General features: G+C 67.7%; 16 protein-coding genes. 8 read left to right on the top strand and 8 right to left on the bottom strand.

The window, feature by feature from the left end; genetic code table 11:
- Nucleotides 1–20 precede the first annotated feature (20 nt).
- Nucleotides 21–1,442, bottom strand: coding sequence for an APC family permease (locus MELE44368_RS23225; RefSeq protein WP_128110641.1), 1,422 nt, complete (start codon nt 1,440–1,442; stop codon nt 21–23).
- Between the two features lie 17 nt (nt 1,443–1,459).
- Nucleotides 1,460–2,083, bottom strand: coding sequence for a TetR/AcrR family transcriptional regulator (locus tag MELE44368_RS23220; protein ID WP_046754573.1), 624 nt, complete (start codon nt 2,081–2,083; stop codon nt 1,460–1,462).
- Nucleotides 2,084–2,179: 96 nt separating this feature from the next.
- On the opposite strand from MELE44368_RS23220, the gene MELE44368_RS23215 reads away from it, so the two are divergent.
- Nucleotides 2,180–3,001: an alpha/beta hydrolase gene (locus tag MELE44368_RS23215; protein WP_128110640.1), complete on the top strand. Its 822-nt coding sequence runs from the start codon at nt 2,180–2,182 to the stop codon at nt 2,999–3,001.
- A 105-nt stretch (nt 3,002–3,106) separates the two neighbouring features.
- Here the strand turns inward: MELE44368_RS23215 and purD are convergent, their stop codons facing one another.
- A complete protein-coding gene (gene purD, locus MELE44368_RS23210; protein WP_128110739.1) occupies nt 3,107–4,375 on the bottom strand; it encodes a phosphoribosylamine--glycine ligase in 1,269 nt (422 codons plus the stop codon).
- 63 nt (nt 4,376–4,438) lie between these two features.
- Here purD and MELE44368_RS23205 point away from each other — a divergent pair, with 63 nt between their 5' ends.
- From MELE44368_RS23205 to MELE44368_RS23195, 3 genes are read left to right on the top strand one after another with little or no spacing between them, the layout of a single operon-like run.
- Nucleotides 4,439–5,668 (top strand): cytochrome P450, encoded by a 1,230-nt coding sequence (locus MELE44368_RS23205; protein WP_128110639.1) that lies wholly within the window; start codon nt 4,439–4,441, stop codon nt 5,666–5,668.
- 14 nt (nt 5,669–5,682) lie between these two features.
- Complete coding sequence (locus MELE44368_RS23200) at nt 5,683–6,279, top strand: TetR/AcrR family transcriptional regulator (protein ID WP_128110638.1); 597 nt, start codon at nt 5,683–5,685, stop codon at nt 6,277–6,279.
- A gap of 44 nt (nt 6,280–6,323) precedes the next feature.
- Nucleotides 6,324–6,830 (top strand): EspA/EspE family type VII secretion system effector, encoded by a 507-nt coding sequence (locus tag MELE44368_RS23195; RefSeq protein WP_128110637.1) that lies wholly within the window; start codon nt 6,324–6,326, stop codon nt 6,828–6,830.
- On the opposite strand, the gene MELE44368_RS23190 is transcribed toward MELE44368_RS23195, so the two are convergent.
- From MELE44368_RS23190 to MELE44368_RS23170, 5 genes are all read right to left on the bottom strand, one after another.
- Complete coding sequence (locus MELE44368_RS23190) at nt 6,827–8,053, bottom strand: hypothetical protein (protein WP_128110636.1); 1,227 nt, start codon at nt 8,051–8,053, stop codon at nt 6,827–6,829. The two genes, MELE44368_RS23195 and MELE44368_RS23190, sit on opposite strands and share 4 nt — an antisense overlap.
- Complete coding sequence (locus MELE44368_RS23185; RefSeq protein ID WP_128110635.1) at nt 8,043–8,495, bottom strand: carboxymuconolactone decarboxylase family protein; 453 nt, start codon at nt 8,493–8,495, stop codon at nt 8,043–8,045. Before MELE44368_RS23185 ends, MELE44368_RS23190 begins: the two co-directional genes overlap by 11 nt.
- 5 nt (nt 8,496–8,500) lie before the next feature.
- Entirely contained in the window at nt 8,501–9,352 is an 852-nt protein-coding gene (locus MELE44368_RS23180; RefSeq protein ID WP_128110634.1) for an NAD(P)-dependent oxidoreductase, read from the bottom strand.
- A complete protein-coding gene (locus tag MELE44368_RS23175) occupies nt 9,349–10,101 on the bottom strand; it encodes an SDR family oxidoreductase (protein WP_128110633.1) in 753 nt (250 codons plus the stop codon). The genes MELE44368_RS23180 and MELE44368_RS23175 overlap by 4 nt, the downstream gene beginning before the upstream one ends.
- An 89-nt stretch (nt 10,102–10,190) precedes the next feature.
- Entirely contained in the window at nt 10,191–11,657 is a 1,467-nt protein-coding gene (locus tag MELE44368_RS23170; protein WP_128110632.1) for an aldehyde dehydrogenase, read from the bottom strand.
- 141 nt (nt 11,658–11,798) lie between these two features.
- On the opposite strand from MELE44368_RS23170, the gene MELE44368_RS23165 reads away from it, so the two are divergent.
- The 4 genes from MELE44368_RS23165 to MELE44368_RS23150 are packed head-to-tail and all read left to right on the top strand — an operon-like array spanning nt 11,799 to nt 15,802.
- Nucleotides 11,799–12,407: a TetR/AcrR family transcriptional regulator gene (locus MELE44368_RS23165; RefSeq protein ID WP_241566745.1), complete on the top strand. Its 609-nt coding sequence runs from the start codon at nt 11,799–11,801 to the stop codon at nt 12,405–12,407.
- The gene (locus tag MELE44368_RS23160; protein WP_409366150.1) at nt 12,404–13,615 is read left to right on the top strand and encodes a cytochrome P450; all 1,212 of its coding nucleotides are present in this window, start codon (nt 12,404–12,406) and stop codon (nt 13,613–13,615) included. Before MELE44368_RS23165 ends, MELE44368_RS23160 begins: the two co-directional genes overlap by 4 nt.
- 13 nt (nt 13,616–13,628) lie before the next feature.
- Nucleotides 13,629–14,453 (top strand): SDR family oxidoreductase, encoded by an 825-nt coding sequence (locus MELE44368_RS23155; RefSeq protein WP_128110631.1) that lies wholly within the window; start codon nt 13,629–13,631, stop codon nt 14,451–14,453.
- Nucleotides 14,450–15,802 carry a lanosterol 14-alpha demethylase gene (locus MELE44368_RS23150; protein ID WP_128110630.1) on the top strand — a complete coding sequence of 451 codons (1,353 nt, stop codon included), beginning with the start codon at nt 14,450–14,452 and terminating at the stop codon, nt 15,800–15,802. The genes MELE44368_RS23155 and MELE44368_RS23150 overlap by 4 nt, the downstream gene beginning before the upstream one ends.
- Nucleotides 15,803–15,809 lie beyond the last annotated feature (7 nt).

Below are 15,809 nucleotides of genomic sequence, written 5' to 3'. Positions count from 1 at the left end.
CGGTCACCGTGGGCAGCAGGCTAGTCCGGCGCGTCGGCCAGATGCGCCTCGGTGTACAACCCCGCGTCCTTCACACCCATCCGGCGGTTGATCAGCATGGTGACGAAGAACAGCACGATGCCGACCCCGACGAGAACCAACGCCAGGATGTACTGCTGGGCCGGCCGGCCCGACAGCGGCGTCACCAGATACAGCGACGTGACGAAGCCGATGACCGGCAGCGCCGTCGGTGTCCGGAAATGACCTCCTCGGCGCTCGTCGCGCCGCAACACCAGCACCGCCACGTTGACCATCGCGAACACCGCGAGCAACAACAACGACGTGGTGCCGCCCAACACGGAGATCGCGGTCGAGCTGGCGAACACCGACACGTAGAAGATCAGCCCGAACGCGATCGTCGTGGTGAACACGATCGCCACCCAGGGCGTGCGGGTGCGCGGATGCACGACTCCCAGCACCTGTGGCAGCACCCGCTGACGCGCCATGCCGTAGATCAGTCGGCTGGCCATCAACATGTTGATCAGCGCGGTGTTGGACACCGCGAACATCGAGATGAACGGAAAGATCTCCTCGATTGGCAGGTTCGGCGCACCGGCCCTGACGACGTCCACCAGCGGGGTGTCGCTCGCGGCCAGCGTGCCCACCGGCACCAGCGCCACCGCGACGATCGACACCAGGATGTAGATGACTCCGGCGATCGTCAGGCCCGAAAGCAGCACCTTCGGAAAGACGTTCACCGGATCCTTGGTCTCCTCGGCCATGTTCACCGAGTCCTCGAAACCGACCATCGCGAAGAAGGCCAGCGACGTCGCGGCGGTGACGGCCATGAACGCGTTCTTGTCGGTCGCGGTCTCGAACGCGACCACCCTGCCGAAGTCGACGTCGAGCCCGCGGGTGAGCGCCCACAACCCGACGAACAGCACCAGCATCAGCCCGGTCGCCTCGACGAACGTCAGCGCGACATTGAGTTTCACGCTCTCACCGACACCGCGCAGGTTGACCATCGCCAGCAGCGCCATGAACAGCAGTGCGATGACGGCGATCCCGAGCTTGCCCCAGCCCAGCCCGAACCCGGTGTCGAAGTTGGCGGCGAAGAAGCTCGACGCGGTGGACGCCGAGGTGATACCGGAACACATCACGACGAACGCCACCAGGAACGTGATGAACTGGATGCTAAAAGCCTTGTGCACGTAGAGCGCAGCGCCGGCCGCCTGTGGATATTTGGTCACCAGCTCCAGGTAGCTGAACGCGGTGATGGTCGCGATGACGAACGCGACGAGAAACGGAAGCCACGCGGCCCCACCGACTTCGCCTGCGACATCACCCGTCAGCGCGTAGACGCCGGTGCCCAGGATGTCGCCGACGACGAAGATCAGCAACAGGCCGGGGCCCATCACTCGTCGTAGTTCCGGTTGCTGTTCGGTGGTGTCCGGTGCGCCCATCGTCCGCGGGCCCGCTGCTACGCGATCCGCTCGTCGACCGGCGCCAGCACGTCGATCACATCGATCAGCGTGGCGCGTGCCGACGCGCGCGGGCCTTCGCCGTCACCGACGAGGGCCGCCACCACCGCCCCGTCGACGGCGTTGACCAAAGCGGTGAGGTACTCGGCACGGACCGACCGGCCGGACCGCTCGATGACCTCGATGACGGCGTCGGTGCGTTGCCGCAGGATCTGCCGTTGGATGTCGCGCAGCATCGGCTGGCGAGCGCATGCGATGTAGCGCTCGTACCGCGAGATCAACCGTTCGCTGACCCGCTGCCCGACCGCATCGTCGACCAGCAGGTCGACCAGGATGGCGGCCGTCGACTCCGCACCGCGACGGCGCCGCGGCAGCATCGCCACCCGGGCCCGCAACTGCTCGGTCTCACGCTCACCGACGTGCTCGACGGCCTTGGCGATCAGGTCGTCCAGCGAGGAGAAGTAGTACGTCGTCGACGCCAGCGGCAACCCGGCGCGCCGGGCCACCGCGCGGTGCCGCACCGCGTCGAAGCCACCTTCGCACAGCAGATCGGCAGCGGCGCTGACCAGCGCGCACCGCCGACGTTCTCCCTTGGGAGTGACTGCTGCCGTCACCTTTAGCATGCTGCCAGCCCGGGCGGTCTCCCAGTGCCATTTCGGCCAATCAACAGGCTTTACTCAGATAACTCACTCGAATCGCGCTCCCGCGGCGGTGGCATGATGGCCGCCATGCCCGAACTGAGCCGCCGCGCGCTGCTGCGTCTCGGCGTCGGTGTGACAGGCGTGGCCGCTGGGGTGGCCGCGTTTTCGGCGCCACCCACCGCGCGCGCCGCGCCGACGTACGTCGAAGGGTCGTTCGTCTCGGCGGCCCGCGGCGGCGCGGCCACCAACTGGGCGATCGCGCGCCCGCCGGGACAGACCGGTGCGCTGCGGCCGGTCATCGCTCTGCACGGCAAGGGCAGCGACGCCGCGACCGTGATGGCAGGCGGTGTCGAGCAGGGGCTGTCCCAGGCGGTGGCGGCGGGCCTGCCGCCGTTCGCGGTCGTCGCGGTCGACGGCGGCGGAAGCTACTGGCACAAGCGCGCATCCGGTGAGGACTCGGGGGCGATGGTGCTCGACGAGCTCATCCCGATGCTGGGCGAACACGGGATCGACACCTCGCGGGTCGCGTTCCTCGGCTGGTCGATGGGCGGCTACGGCGCGCTTCTGCTCGGCGCCCGGCTGGGCCCGGCCCGCACGGCGGCCATCTGCGCGGTGAGCCCGGCGCTGTGGACCTCCGCGGGCGCGGCGGCGCCGGGGGCGTTCGACAGCGCCGAGGACTACGCGGCCAACAGCGTGTGGGGCCTGCCGCAACTCGGCCGGATTCCGATCCGGATCGATTGCGGCAACAGCGATCCGTTCTATTCGGCGACCAAGCAGTTCATCGCCCAGCTGCCCAGCCCGCCGGCGGGTGGGTTCTCCCCCGGCGGGCACGACGCCGGGTTCTGGAGTTCGCAGCTGCCTGCCGAGCTGACGTGGATCGCGCCGCTGCTGGTCGCCTGAGGGCACCTACACACCTCAACCGCTCAACCGCGAGCAGACGCCAATACCCCCAAAACCCGGCCTCTCAGGGGGTGTACGCGTCTGCTCGCGCGGGAGGGTACCCGCCTAAAGGGTGATCCGGCCTTCGGCTGCGGCCAGCCCGATGTCGGTGCGAAAGTGGCTGCCGGGCAATCGGATCGACTCGATCAACGCGTACGCGGCGGAGCGGGCAGCGGCCAGGTCCGGCCCGGTGCCCACCACCGACAACACCCGGCCGCCGCAGGACACGATCGCGCCGTCCTCGCGGCGGGCGGTGCCCGCGTGCAGCACACCGTCGGCCTCGGAACCGACGATGACGTCGCCCACCCGGGGACGGCTGGGATAGTTCTCCGCCGCCAGCACAACCGTCACCGCGGCACCGTCGCGCCACTTCAGCGGCGGCACCTCCGCCAGCGTCCCGGTGGCCGCGGCGCGCAGCAGCTGACCCAGCGGGCTGTCCAGCAGGGCCAGCACCGACTGCGTCTCGGGATCGCCGAAACGGCAGTTGAATTCGACGACCGCCGGGCCCTGCGGGGTGATCGCCAACCCCGTGTAGAGCAACCCGGAAAACGGGCTGCCCCGGCGAACCAGCTCGGCGGCAACGGGTTTCACGATCTCGTCGACGATCCGGTCGACGACCTCGGAGGGTAGCCACGGCAGCGGCGCATAGGCGCCCATCCCGCCCGTGTTGGGCCCGGTGTCGTTGTTGCCGACGCGTTTGAAATCCTGGGCCGCCAGCAGCGGCACCACCGTCTCGCCGTCGACGACACAGAACAGCGACACCTCGGGCCCGTCGAGGAACGATTCGAGCAGCACCGGATGCCCGGCCTCCAGCAGGCTGGCCGCGTGGGCGCGGGCCACGTCGCGGTCGGTGGTCACCACGACGCCCTTGCCCGCGGCGAGCCCGTCGTCCTTGACCACCCAGGCCGATTCGCCGCCGGGCGGCCCGAAGCGGTCCAGCGCCGCGTCCAGCCGCGCCGGATTGTCCACGATCTCGCTGCGCGCGGTGCGCACGCCGGCCGCGGCCATCACGTCCTTGGCGAACGCCTTGGAACCTTCGATGCGCGCGGCCTCCTTGGTCGGCCCGAAGCAGGCGATCCCCGCTTCGCGCACGGCGTCGGCCACCCCGAGCACCAGCGGCACCTCCGGCCCGATGACCACCAGGTCGGCGCCGATCTGCCGAGCCAACTCGGCGACCGCCTCACCGGAGGTGATGTCGACGTCATGTTGTTCGGCGATCGCCGCGGTGCCGGCGTTGCCGGGGGCGATGGCCAGCGCCTCGACCTCCGGGTCTCGACGCAGCGCGAGCAGCAACGCATGTTCACGGGCTCCGGACCCGATCACCAGGACACGCACAAGCGCCAACTCTAAACGCTCGCCCACGGCCATACACTTGACACCTGGGTGTATGGTCAAGCCATGACGCAGAGCACATGCCCGTTCTCGCCGGGATGGGACTTCACCGACCCCGCCATCCTGCTCAAGGGCGTCCCCGTCGCCGAGTTCGCCCAGCTGCGCAAGACCGCGCCGGTGTGGTGGAATGAGCAGCCGGAGTCGATCTTCGACGACGGCGGGTACTGGGTGATCAGCCGCCATGAGGACATCAAGGCGATTTCCCGCGACAGCGACCGCTGGTCGACCAACCGCAAGGGCGTGGTCATGCGGTTGCCCGACGGCACCACCACCGAACAGCTGGAGCTGACCAAGGCGCTGCTGATCAACCACGACGCACCCGAGCACACTCGGCTGCGCAAGATCGTCTCGCGGCTGTTCACCCCGCGGGCGGTGGCGACCCTGGAGGAGAAGCTCGCCGTCGCGGCGCGCGAAATCGTCGCTGCCGCCAGGGAAAAGGAGACCGGAAACTTCGTCGACGACATCGCGATGGGCCTGCCGCTGCGGGCCATCGCCGACCTGATCGGCGTGCCGGAGGCAGACCGGCAGAAGTTGTTCACGTGGACCAACGCCATCATGAACACCGACGATCCGGACTACGAAACCGATTACGCGGCCGCCAACGCCGAGCTGATGGGCTACGCCTACGCGATGGCCGAGGAACGTCGCCGCTGCCCGGCCGACGACATCGTCACCCGGCTCGTCGAGGCGGACATGAACGGGGAATCCATGGAGGACGTCGCGTTCGCGTTCTTCGTCATCCTGTTGGCGGTGGCGGGCAATGAGACGACACGCAACGCGATGACCCACGGAATGAACGCGTTCTTCGAAAACCCCGACCAGTGGGAGCTGTTCAAGCGGGAGCGGCCGGAGACCACCGCCGACGAGATCGTGCGCTGGGCCACGCCCGTGCACTGCTTTCAGCGAACGGCGTTGGTGGACACCGAACTCGGTGGCGTCACGATCCGCGAGGGTCAGCGTGCCGGGATGTTCTACAGCTCGGCCAACTACGACGAATCGGTGTTCGAGTCGCCCTTCGAGTTCAACATCAGCCGCGACCCCAACCCGCATCTGGGCTTCGGCGGTCACGGCGCGCACTACTGCATCGGGGCGAATCTGGCCCGCATGGAGATCAAGCTGATCTTCAACGAGATCGCCGAGCAGATTCCTGACATCGCCAAACTGTCTGAACCGCAACGTCTTCGGTCAGGCTGGATCAACGGTGTCAAGGATCTGCAGGTGTCTTATCGCGGCTGAGTATGATTCTCGCCGTGCGTACCCACGGTTGGTCCGGATCCACGCCGGCGACCGACGACGAAGCCATCAGCCGGATCCTCGACGCCGCGGGCAAGGCGATCGACGCACGGGGCGCGGAGTTCTCCATCGCCGACGTCGCCCGCACGCTGGGGGTGACGCGGCAGACGGTGTACCGCTATTTCCCCAGCACCGACGCCCTGCTGCAGGCTTCGGCGCAACGCGCCGCCACCGACTTCCTCGACCGGTTGGCCGAGCACCTGCAGGGGCTCACCGATCCGCGGGAGGCGGTCGCCGAGGGCATCGCCACGGCGCTGGAGTGGATTCCCAAGGACAAACACATCGGCCTGCTGCTCATGCCGGGCAGGGCCAGCGACTTCAGCCAGACGGTGACGTCCGACGTGGCGCTGCGGTTCGCCGACTCGATGCTGCGCCGGTTCGACGTCGACTGGGCCGCGTTGGGGTTCGACGACGATGATCTCGACGACCTGGCCGAGCACCTGCTGCGGATCATTCAGTCGTTCGTCATCGATCCCGGCCGTCCACCGCGCCAGGGCGTCGAGCTGCGCGACTATCTGCGACGGTGGGTGGGGGCCGCGCTGCCTGCGCAATAATTTGGCGTTCGGTGGAGGGCTCGGGCGGCCATAGACTTGTGCTCGTGGGCGCCTTGGAGGGTTTCTTGACGACGTGGTCGCGTGCTCGCGCCACGTTCGGCGAGGGCGATCCGCACGCCGGCGCCGAGTTCGACCGGACCGCGCGGCTGCGGTCGTTACAGGCCGACGTGGAGTCGGCCGCCCCCGCCGCCGACTGGACCGGCACCTCGGCCGACGCGTACGCGGATGCCAACCTCCGCCACGGCCGGACCCTCGGCGCGCTGGCCGACCTGGACCAGCGGCTGGCCGCCGAACTCGACCGCGCCGCGGCCGTCGTCGCTGCCGGGCGGCGTGAGCTGGACGCCGTCAAACAGTGGGTGCTCGACGCAACGGCAAGCACATTCCCGTCAGATGGCCCCGAGCAGACGATCTGGTCCGCGGTCAGCAAGGGCGCCGGCGACGTCGCGGAGATCATTCAACGCTCGCATGAGGATCTCGGCGCGATCGCCGAGCGGATACGTGCGCTCGCCGGCGAGTATGAGGAACTGGGGAGCGGCGCCCGCGACGCCTAGAGCACGGTGAGCGGCAGGGACTTGCGCGGCTGGAACGCGAACGTCGCGCCGCCGCTCACCTTGGCCACCGAGACCTCGGAGAATTCCTTGGCGGCGGTGTCGGTTTCGACCACGCGCGCAGTCCAGTCCTGTGCCGCCCCGGCGATTTCCACGTCAAGGTGGGGATCGACGGCGGCGACGATCGCCTGTAGCGGACGCTTCTCGTCCGGTGTCACCAACGACGCCCACGCGCCGTCGTCGTGCGCGGCCGACCGTCGCAGATGCACGACGTCCGGGCCGAACTCGGCGTCGACGTAGGCGGCCGGGTTCAGCAGCGGATGCAACCGCAGCACCCGTACCGCACCCTCGATACCGCCGGGCAGATCCAGTGCCCGGTGGATGCGCTCGGCCCCCAATCCCGCGACGCCGATGAGTTGTTTGGTGCAGATCTCGGTGGCCAGTTCGGTGTCGGTGCCTGCGCGCTTGCCGACCGCGATGACGAACGAGAGGTTCAGCAGATGCATCTGCAGACACACCTCGTCGGCCATGCGCACCAGCGCCGAGCGGGAGAACGCCGAGAAGTCCAGATCCGACACCAGCGGCCCCGAGTAGTCCGCCTGCCCCTCGTCGTCGGCGTCGATCGGGTCGAGTTCGGTTCGCGCGGCACGGGTTCGGCGGACCACGTCGAGCGCCGGGTGGTCCTCGACGGGCGGATAGGACTCGTCGATGATCACGGTCCACGCGCAGTGTGGCTGCCGGTCGGCGGGCTCGCGCGGCGGTCGGTGGATGGGACGGATCTGCGCCTTGCGGTTGGTGGCGACGGCCGTGGCGTCGAAGGTGGGATCCTCGATGTCGTGGCACATGCCGCGCACGTAGTCCTCACCCATCGGTTCGACGTCGAGCAGCGCGCCGCAGTGGTCCAGCTGGAACTCGCCGTGCCAGCGGTCGTGCACCGTGTACCGGAAGTCCATGAACTGCGGTGGCGCGCCGATGTCGAGCTGCAGGCCCTTGAAGATGGTGATGACGTCGTCGCCCTCGTAGCTCAGCGCCTTCTGCATCCGCCTGGTGTAGATCGGGCTGGAGCCCATCCATTCCTCGATCGCGATCTGCAGCATCTCCTCGCGACCGAAATTGCTGATGCACCAGGCCATTCCGGACCGGTCGATCATCTGGCCGATCAGCAGCAGCTCCGGGACCAGCTTGGCCAGCTGGTCCCGCGACAGCTCGGCGTACCTACTTGTCATGCTTGTCGTGCACCGTGCCACCGGAGTGCATCTTCACCGCGGCGTTGACGTTGGCTTTCTTGTCTTCGCTTTGTCCTCTTGCGGCCGCCTTCTTGCGGTTCTTGACCACCTTGCTGACGGCCCCGTCCAGCTTCGAGCCCAGCGGGAACCCGAGGTAGTGGGTCAGAAAGACCGCCATCTCCTTGAGTTCGTCCTCGGTCATCTCGCCGTTGGCCAGCGCCGCGTTGGCCTGGATCTCGGCGAGGTCGGAGTTTCCGACGGCGGTCACCGCGGTCAGCGTCATGATCCGCTTGTCCCGCATCGACAGGCCGGGGCGGGTCCAGATAGTCCCGAAGAGATGGTCGACGGTGAGGTCGAAGTACGGATCGCCCTCGATGTTGGGCATCTCCCAGCCGTAGACCTCGTTCATCTTCTCGAGGCCCTTGCGGCGCAGCTCGTCCATCCGACTCACTCCTTCTTGTGGGGCACGCCGAGGCCGGCGGCCAGGTTCTTCAGCGCGACCTCGGCCAGCGGCAGGTCGACGCCGGTCTCCTTACCGAGCGCCAGCGCCAGCTTCAGGTCCTTCTCCCCGAGCCCGCGGGTGTGGACGAACGGGTCGTGCAGAAAGTGGTCCGGCGGCAGTGATTCGGTGTCGTCGCGGTACATGATCGCGCCGGGGCCGCCGCTCTGCGCGTCGCTGTGCCGCACCACCCGGCCCAGCTTCTGCAGATCGATCCCCGCCGCCTCGGCCAGCACCTGCGCCTCGCAGGCGGCGGCGAAACCGATGAACGTCAGCATGTTGCGGGCCAGCTTCATCCGGGTGCCCGCGCCGGGCTCGCCCGCGCGCACCACCAGCGACGCCCACTGTTTGAAGACCGGTTTGACCGCGGCGTACGCCTCGTCGTCGGCGCCGACCATAACGGCCAGCTCACCCTTGTCGGCCGCCCCGGCGCCCCCGCTGACCGGCGCGTCGACGATGTGAATGCCCTTCGGCCGCAACTGGTCCGCCAGCTCCGGTGCGGTGTCGGGCTCGATGGTCGAGTGGATCGCGATCACGGTGCCCGGCTTGGCGTGTTCGGCGAGTTGACCGACCACGTCGCGTACCTGCTCGTCGTTGAGCACCGTCACGCTGATGACGTCGGCCTCCGAGACTCCAGCGACATCCTCCGCCGGGCTGGCCCCCAACTCCACCAAGGGCGTCATCGCCTCGGCGCGCACGTCGAACACGATCAACCCGCCTGGCCACTCGACCAGCCGCTTGGCCATCGGCGCGCCTTGGTTGCCGAGGCCGATGTACCCGAGCTTGAGTTCGTCGCTCATGACCGGATTATCTGCCCGCCGTCGACGTTGAAGATCTGGCCGGTGATCCACTTGGCCTGATCCGAGAGCAGGAACAGGCACATGCCGACCAGATCGTCGGTCTGGCCCATGCGCGACAACGGAATTCCCTTCACGATGTCGGCGACCATCTCCTGCGGCGTGGTGGTGCGGTTGGCCTCGGTGTCGATCGGCCCGGGCGCGATCGCGTTGATGCGGATGTTCATCCCACCGAGCTCCCGCGACAGCTGCTGGGTCAGGCCGTTGACGCCGACCTTGGCCAGGCCGTAGAAGTTGGCGTACAGCCACGCGGCCGTCGACGACTGGTTCACGATCGCGCCGCCGCCGCGCTTGGCCATCTTCTTGTAGACCGCGCGGGTGCACACCAGCGCCCCGTCCATGTTCACGCTCATGAACTTCTTGTAGTAGTCCCAGTCCACGGTCAGCAGCAGATCGAGCTTCATGCCGCCGAAGATCGCGGCGTTGTTCACGAGGTAGTCGATGCCGCCGAACTCCGACAGCGTCTGTGCGGCCATCTCCTTGGCGGATTCCGGATCGGACACGTCGACGCGCACCGCGAGCGCGTTGCCGCCTTCGCCCTTGATGCCGTCGGCGACCTTCTCCGCGCCCTCGGTGTTGATGTCGGCCACCACCACCGCGGCGCCGTCACGGGCGAGCGCTTCGGCGTAGGCCTGGCCGATTCCGCCTCCGGCGCCGGTGACGATCGCCACCTTGTCGTCGAACTGCCCCATTTACCTATCCTCTCCTCTGCCGAGCGTGGGATTGATGCACGTTTTGCGCTCTTTCGCGTGCTGGTAATCCACGTTCGGCGGGTGAAAAGTCAGACCGCTGTCGCGATCGCCTTGATTTCCAGGTATTCCTCGAAGCCGGCCAGCCCCATCTCGCGGCCGATGCCCGACTGCTTGTATCCGCCGAACGGCATGTCGGCCGAGTACCAGACGCCGCCGTTGACGTTGACCGTGCCGACCCGCAGCCGGGCGGCGATGCCCGCGGCGCGTTCGGGGTCGGCGGAGAACACGGTGCCCGACAGGCCGTAGGGCGAGTCGTTGGCGATGCGCACCGCGTCGTCGTCGCCGTCGTGGGCGATCACGGTCAACACCGGACCGAAGATCTCCTCGCGCGCGGCCTTGGCGTTGTTGTCCAGGCCCGCGATCACGGTGGGCTCGATGAAGAACCCCTTGTCGCGGTCGGCGGGACGTCCGCCGCCAGCGGCGAACCTGCCGCCGTCGGCGATCGCCGAGTCGAGATAGTCCTGCACGCGGTCGCGCTGGCGCGCCGAGATCAGCGGTCCGCAAACGGTTCCGGCGTCGTTGGGATCACCCGGCTTGATTCCGGCCATGGTCGCCGCGGCGGCGTCGACGGCCTCGTCGTAGCGTTCCCGGGGCACCACCAACCGGGTGGTGATCGCGCATCCCTGGCCCGCGTGCATCGCCGCGGTGAACGCCGACATCGAGCAGGCGCCAGCCAGATCGGCGTCGTCGAGCACCACGAAGGCCGACTTGCCGCCGAGTTCCAGAAACACCTTCTTGAGCGTGGCCGAACCGTCGGCCATCACGCTTCGCCCCGTCGCCGTGGAACCGGTGAACGAAACCATGTCCACCCGTGGGTCTCTGGACAGCAGCGCGCCGACCCCGTGATCGCTGGAGGTGACGATGTTGACCACTCCGGCGGGGATGTCCGTGTGCTCGGCGATGATCTCCCCCAGCACGGCGGCGCACCACGGGGTGTCCGGCGCCGGCTTGAGCACGACGGTGTTGCCGGCCGCCAGCGCGGGCCCGAGTTTGGCCAGGTTGATCTGGTGCGGAAAGTTCCACGGGGTGATGGCGCCGACGACACCGACGGCCTCGCGCGCCAGCCTGCGGTGAGTCTTGATCCCCATCGGCGACGCGATGCCGAGATCGGTTGTCCATTCGTAGTTCTCGGCGGTGTCGGCGCAGAAGCTCAGGTCGGCGACCGGCCCTTCGAGCTGCGCGGCCGAGGTGAGCATCCGTGGCGCGCCCACCTCCGCGATCGTGATCTCTCGCAGTTCCTCGACGAGCTTGGTCATCGCCTGCTGCAGTTGGCGCACGCAGCGCACCCGCAGCTCGGTATTGGTCGACCAGTCGGTGTCGTCGAACGCCCGCCGCGCCGCCTCGATCGCGCGGTCCATGTCGTCGGCGTTCGCGTCGGCCGCGACGCCCAGCACCTCCTCGGTGGCCGGGTTGATCGTGGGGAATGTGCCTGCACTACCCGCGACGAGCTTGCCGTCGATGAACAACTGACTCTCGCGATTGGCTAGCAGTGCCATCCGGCCTCCGATCGAACGCTGCTGGACAACTGTCCGGAAGATATCTGTCGAACCATAGTCCCCTGTGATCGGGCCTGGCAAGCGGGACTTGTCCTACCAGCATGCTTGCCCGCGAACGCCCTCATCGGATAGCTTGGACACGTGTCCAGCGATCCAGCGCTTGCGGTCACCGGTACGCCCGCCGAGGCGGCCGGGGAGACCACGCGCAACCGGCGTCAGGAGGAGACCTTTCGCAGGGTGCTCGCCGCGGGGATGGAGATGCTGCGCGAGTCCTCGTACGCCGACCTGACGGTGCGCGGGGTCGCGGCTCGCGCCAAGGTCGCACCGGCCACGGCCTACACCTACTTCTCGTCGAAGAACCATCTGATCGCGGAGGTCTACCTGGACCTGATGCGTCAGGTCCCGTACTTCACCGACGTCAACGAAAGCCGGTTGGCCCGTGTGGAGAAGACGCTGCGCAGCATGGCACTGATGGTCGCCGACGAACCCGAAGTCGCCGCGGCCTGCACGACGGCCCTGCTGAGCAGCAACGATCCCGCGGTGCGCGGGGTGCGTGAGCGCATCGGTGCGGAGATCCATCGCCGCATCCGCGCGGCCATGGGCCCCGACGCCGACCCACGCGCGTTGTCGGCGCTGGAGATGACGTTCTTCGGCGCGCTGGTCAACGCGGGCAGCGGCGCCTTCACCTATCGCCAGATCGCCGACCGTCTCAGCTATGTGGTCGGCCTCATCCTGGGAGAAGAACAGTGACCGTGCCGACCAGCGACCTGGTGCTGGACCCCTACGACTACGACTTCCACGAAGACCCGTACCCCTACTACAAGCGGCTGCGCGACGAGGCGCCGCTGTACCGCAACGACGAGCTCGGGTTCTGGGCGCTGTCGCGGCACGCCGATGTGTTGGCCGGCTTCCGCAACAGCACGACGCTGTCCAACAAGTACGGCGTGTCACTGGATCCGGCCTCGCGCGGCCCCCACGCGTCGAAGACGATGTCGTTCCTGGCCATGGACGATCCCGCACACCTGCGGTTGCGCAGCCTGGTCTCCAAGGGCTTCACCCCGCGTCGCATCCGTGAACTCGAGCCCAGGGTCACCGAGATCGCGGTGCGGCACCTCGACGCCATGTTGGAGAAGGCCGGCTCCGGAACCGTCGACTACGTCGACGAATTCGCGGGCAAGCTGCCCATGGACGTCATCTCCGAGCTGATGGGGGTGCCCGAAGCCGACCGCGCCCAGGTGCGGGCGTGGGCCGACGGTGTCATGCACCGCGACGAAGGTGTCACCGACGTGCCCCCGGCGGCCGTGGAAGCCTCGATCAACCTGATCGTCTACTACCAGGACATGGTGGCCGAGCGTCGCAAGAAGCCGACCGACGACCTCACCACCGCCCTTCTCGAGGCCGAGATCGACGGTGACCGGCTCACCGACGACGAAATCCTCGGTTTCATGTTCCTGATGGTCATCGCCGGCAACGAGACCACCACCAAACTGCTTGCCAACGCGGCATTCTGGGGGCATCGGAACCCCGACCAGCTGACCCCCGTCTACGCCGATCTGGACCGCGTGCCGCTGTGGGTCGAGGAGACGTTGCGCTATGACACCTCCAGTCAGATTCTCGCTCGCACCGTGGTCGGCGATCTCACCGTGTACGACACCAGGATTCCCGACGGCGACGTCGTGTTGCTGCTGCCGGGATCGGCACATCGCGACGAGCGGGTGTTCGACGATCCCGACAAGTACCTGATCGGTCGTGACATCGGGTCCAAGCTCATGAGCTTCGGCAGCGGCGCGCACTTCTGCCTCGGGGCGCATCTGGCCCGCATGGAAGCGCGGGTCGCGCTGACCGAACTGTTGAAACGAATCGGTGGCTACGAGGTCGACGAGGCCAACTCGGTGCGCGTGCACTCGAGCAACGTCCGCGGGTTCGCCCACCTGCCCATCACCGTCGAAACCAGATAAGGGGAACGCGTACATGCCGCGCTTCGAACCACTTCCGGCTCGGCGCCCCGCCATCGTCGCGGGCGCGTCGTCGGGGATCGGCGAGGCCACCGCGCTGCAGCTGGCGGCACGCGGGTTTCCGGTCGCCGTCGGGGCCCGTCGGGTCGAGAAGCTCGACGAGCTGGTCGCCAAGATCCGCGCCGAAGGCGGTGAGGCCGTCGGGTTCCATCTCGACGTCACCGACGCCGACTCGGTCAAATCCTTTGTCGCCCAGTCGATCGAGGCGCTCGGCGAGATCGAGGTACTGGTCGCCGGCGCCGGCGACACCTTCTTCGGCAAGCTCTACGAGATCAGCACCGACGAGTTCGAGTCACAGCTGCAGATCCATCTGGTCGGCGCCAACCGGCTGGCCACCGCGGTGTTGCCGGGGATGATCGAGCGCCGGCGCGGTGACTTGATCTTCGTCGGCTCCGATGTCGCGCTGCGCCAGCGTCCCCACATGGGCGCCTACGGCGCGGCGAAGGCCGGTCTGGTGGCGATGGTCAACAACCTGCAGATGGAACTGGAGGGCACGGGCGTGCGTGCGTCGCTGGTGCACCCCGGCCCCACCAAGACCGCCATGGGCTGGAGCCTGCCCGCCGAGAAGATTGGTCCGGCCCTTGAGGATTGGGCCAAGTGGGGCCAGGCTCGGCACGACTATTTCCTGCGGGCATCGGATCTGGCCCGCGCCATCACGTTCGTGGCCGAGACTCCGCGCGGCGGGTTCATCGCGAACATGGAGCTTCAGCCCGAAGCCCCCTTGGCCACCGCGCCCGCAGAACGACAGCAGCTGAAGCTGAACGAGGAGGACCTGAAGTGACGACCGCGATCGTGCCCCGGGTATCCGGCGGCGAGGAAGAACACGGACACCTCGAGGAGTTCCGCACCGACCCTATCGGGCTGATGCAGCGCGTCCGCGACGAGTGCGGCGACGTAGGGTACTTCCAACTGGTCGACAAGCACGTCATCCTGCTGTCGGGCGCCGAGGCCAACGAGTTCTTCTTCCGTTCTGCCGACGAGGATCTCGACCAGGCAGAGGCGTATCCGTTCATGACGCCGATCTTCGGCAAGGGGGTGGTGTTCGACGCCAGCCCGGAGCGGCGCAAGGAGATGCTGCACAACTCCGCGCTGCGCGGCGAGCACATGAAGAGCCACGCCACCACCATCGAGGGCGAGGTCCGCAAGATGATCGCCGGCTGGGGCGACGAGGGCGAGATCGAACTGCTGGACTTCTTCGCCGAGTTGACCATCTACACCTCGACGGCGTGCCTGATCGGGCTGAAGTTCCGCAACCAGCTCGACCACCGGTTCGCCGAGTACTACCACGATCTGGAGCGCGGCACCGACCCGCTGTGCTACGTCGACCCGTACCTGCCGATCGAGAGCTTCCGGCGCCGTGACGAGGCGCGGCTGAAACTCGTCGCGCTGGTCCAGGAGATCATGAACCACCGGCTGGCCAACCCGCCCAAGGACAAGTCCGACCGCGACATGCTCGACGTGCTGGTGTCGATCAAGGACGAGGACGGCAACGCCCGGTTCTCCGCCGACGAGATCACCGGCATGTTCATCTCGCTGATGTTCGCCGGCCACCACACCAGCTCGGGAACCTCGGCGTGGACGCTGATCGAGCTGATCCGCCACCCCGAGATCTACGCCGAGGTGCAGGCCGAGCTCGACGAGCTCTACGCCGACGGCCAGGAGGTCAGCTTCCACGCCCTGCGCCAGATTCCCAAGCTCGACAACGTGCTCAAGGAGGCGCTGCGGCTGCATCCGCCGCTGATCATCCTGATGCGGGTGGCCCAGGGTGAGTTCGAGGTGGCCGGCTTCCCCATCCACAAGGGCGATTTCGTCGCCGCGTCGCCCGCCATCAGCAACCGCATCCCCGAGGATTTCCCCGACCCCGACGCGTTCCGGCCCGATCGCTACGACAAACCGGAGCAGGCCGACATCGTCAACCGCTGGACCTGGATCCCGTTCGGCGCGGGCAGGCACCGTTGCGTCGGCGCCGCCTTCGCCCAGATACAGATCAAGGCGATCTTCTCGGTGCTGTTGCGCGAGTACGAATTCGAGATGGCCCAGCCGCCGGAGACGTACCGCAACGACCACTCGAAGATGATCGTGCAGTTGCAGCGGCCGGCCAAGGCCCGTTACCGCAGGCGCACCCAGTAGGAGGCGC

The organism is Mycolicibacterium elephantis DSM 44368 (assembly GCF_004014805.1).
In the GTDB taxonomy this organism is placed as follows: Bacteria; Actinomycetota; Actinomycetes; order Mycobacteriales; family Mycobacteriaceae; genus Mycobacterium; species Mycobacterium elephantis.
The sequence above is the reverse complement of the archived record's forward strand: the minus strand, read 5'-3'. Positions and strand labels throughout refer to the sequence as shown.

Bases quoted from the DNA above. Each gene is read 5' to 3' on its own strand.
- MELE44368_RS23225 (WP_128110641.1), bottom strand. From the start codon at position 1,442: ATGGGCGCACCGGACACCACCGAACAGCAACCGGAACTACGACGAGTG.
- MELE44368_RS23220 (WP_046754573.1), bottom strand. From the start codon at position 2,083: ATGCTAAAGGTGACGGCAGCAGTCACTCCCAAGGGAGAACGTCGGCGG.
- MELE44368_RS23215 (WP_128110640.1), top strand. From the start codon at position 2,180: ATGGCCGCCATGCCCGAACTGAGCCGCCGCGCGCTGCTGCGTCTCGGC.
- MELE44368_RS23205 (WP_128110639.1), top strand. From the start codon at position 4,439: ATGACGCAGAGCACATGCCCGTTCTCGCCGGGATGGGACTTCACCGAC.
- MELE44368_RS23190 (WP_128110636.1), bottom strand. From the start codon at position 8,053: ATGACAAGTAGGTACGCCGAGCTGTCGCGGGACCAGCTGGCCAAGCTG.
- MELE44368_RS23185 (WP_128110635.1), bottom strand. From the start codon at position 8,495: ATGGACGAGCTGCGCCGCAAGGGCCTCGAGAAGATGAACGAGGTCTAC.
- MELE44368_RS23180 (WP_128110634.1), bottom strand. From the start codon at position 9,352: ATGAGCGACGAACTCAAGCTCGGGTACATCGGCCTCGGCAACCAAGGC.
- MELE44368_RS23175 (WP_128110633.1), bottom strand. From the start codon at position 10,101: ATGGGGCAGTTCGACGACAAGGTGGCGATCGTCACCGGCGCCGGAGGC.
- MELE44368_RS23170 (WP_128110632.1), bottom strand. From the start codon at position 11,657: ATGGCACTGCTAGCCAATCGCGAGAGTCAGTTGTTCATCGACGGCAAG.
- MELE44368_RS23155 (WP_128110631.1), top strand. From the start codon at position 13,629: ATGCCGCGCTTCGAACCACTTCCGGCTCGGCGCCCCGCCATCGTCGCG.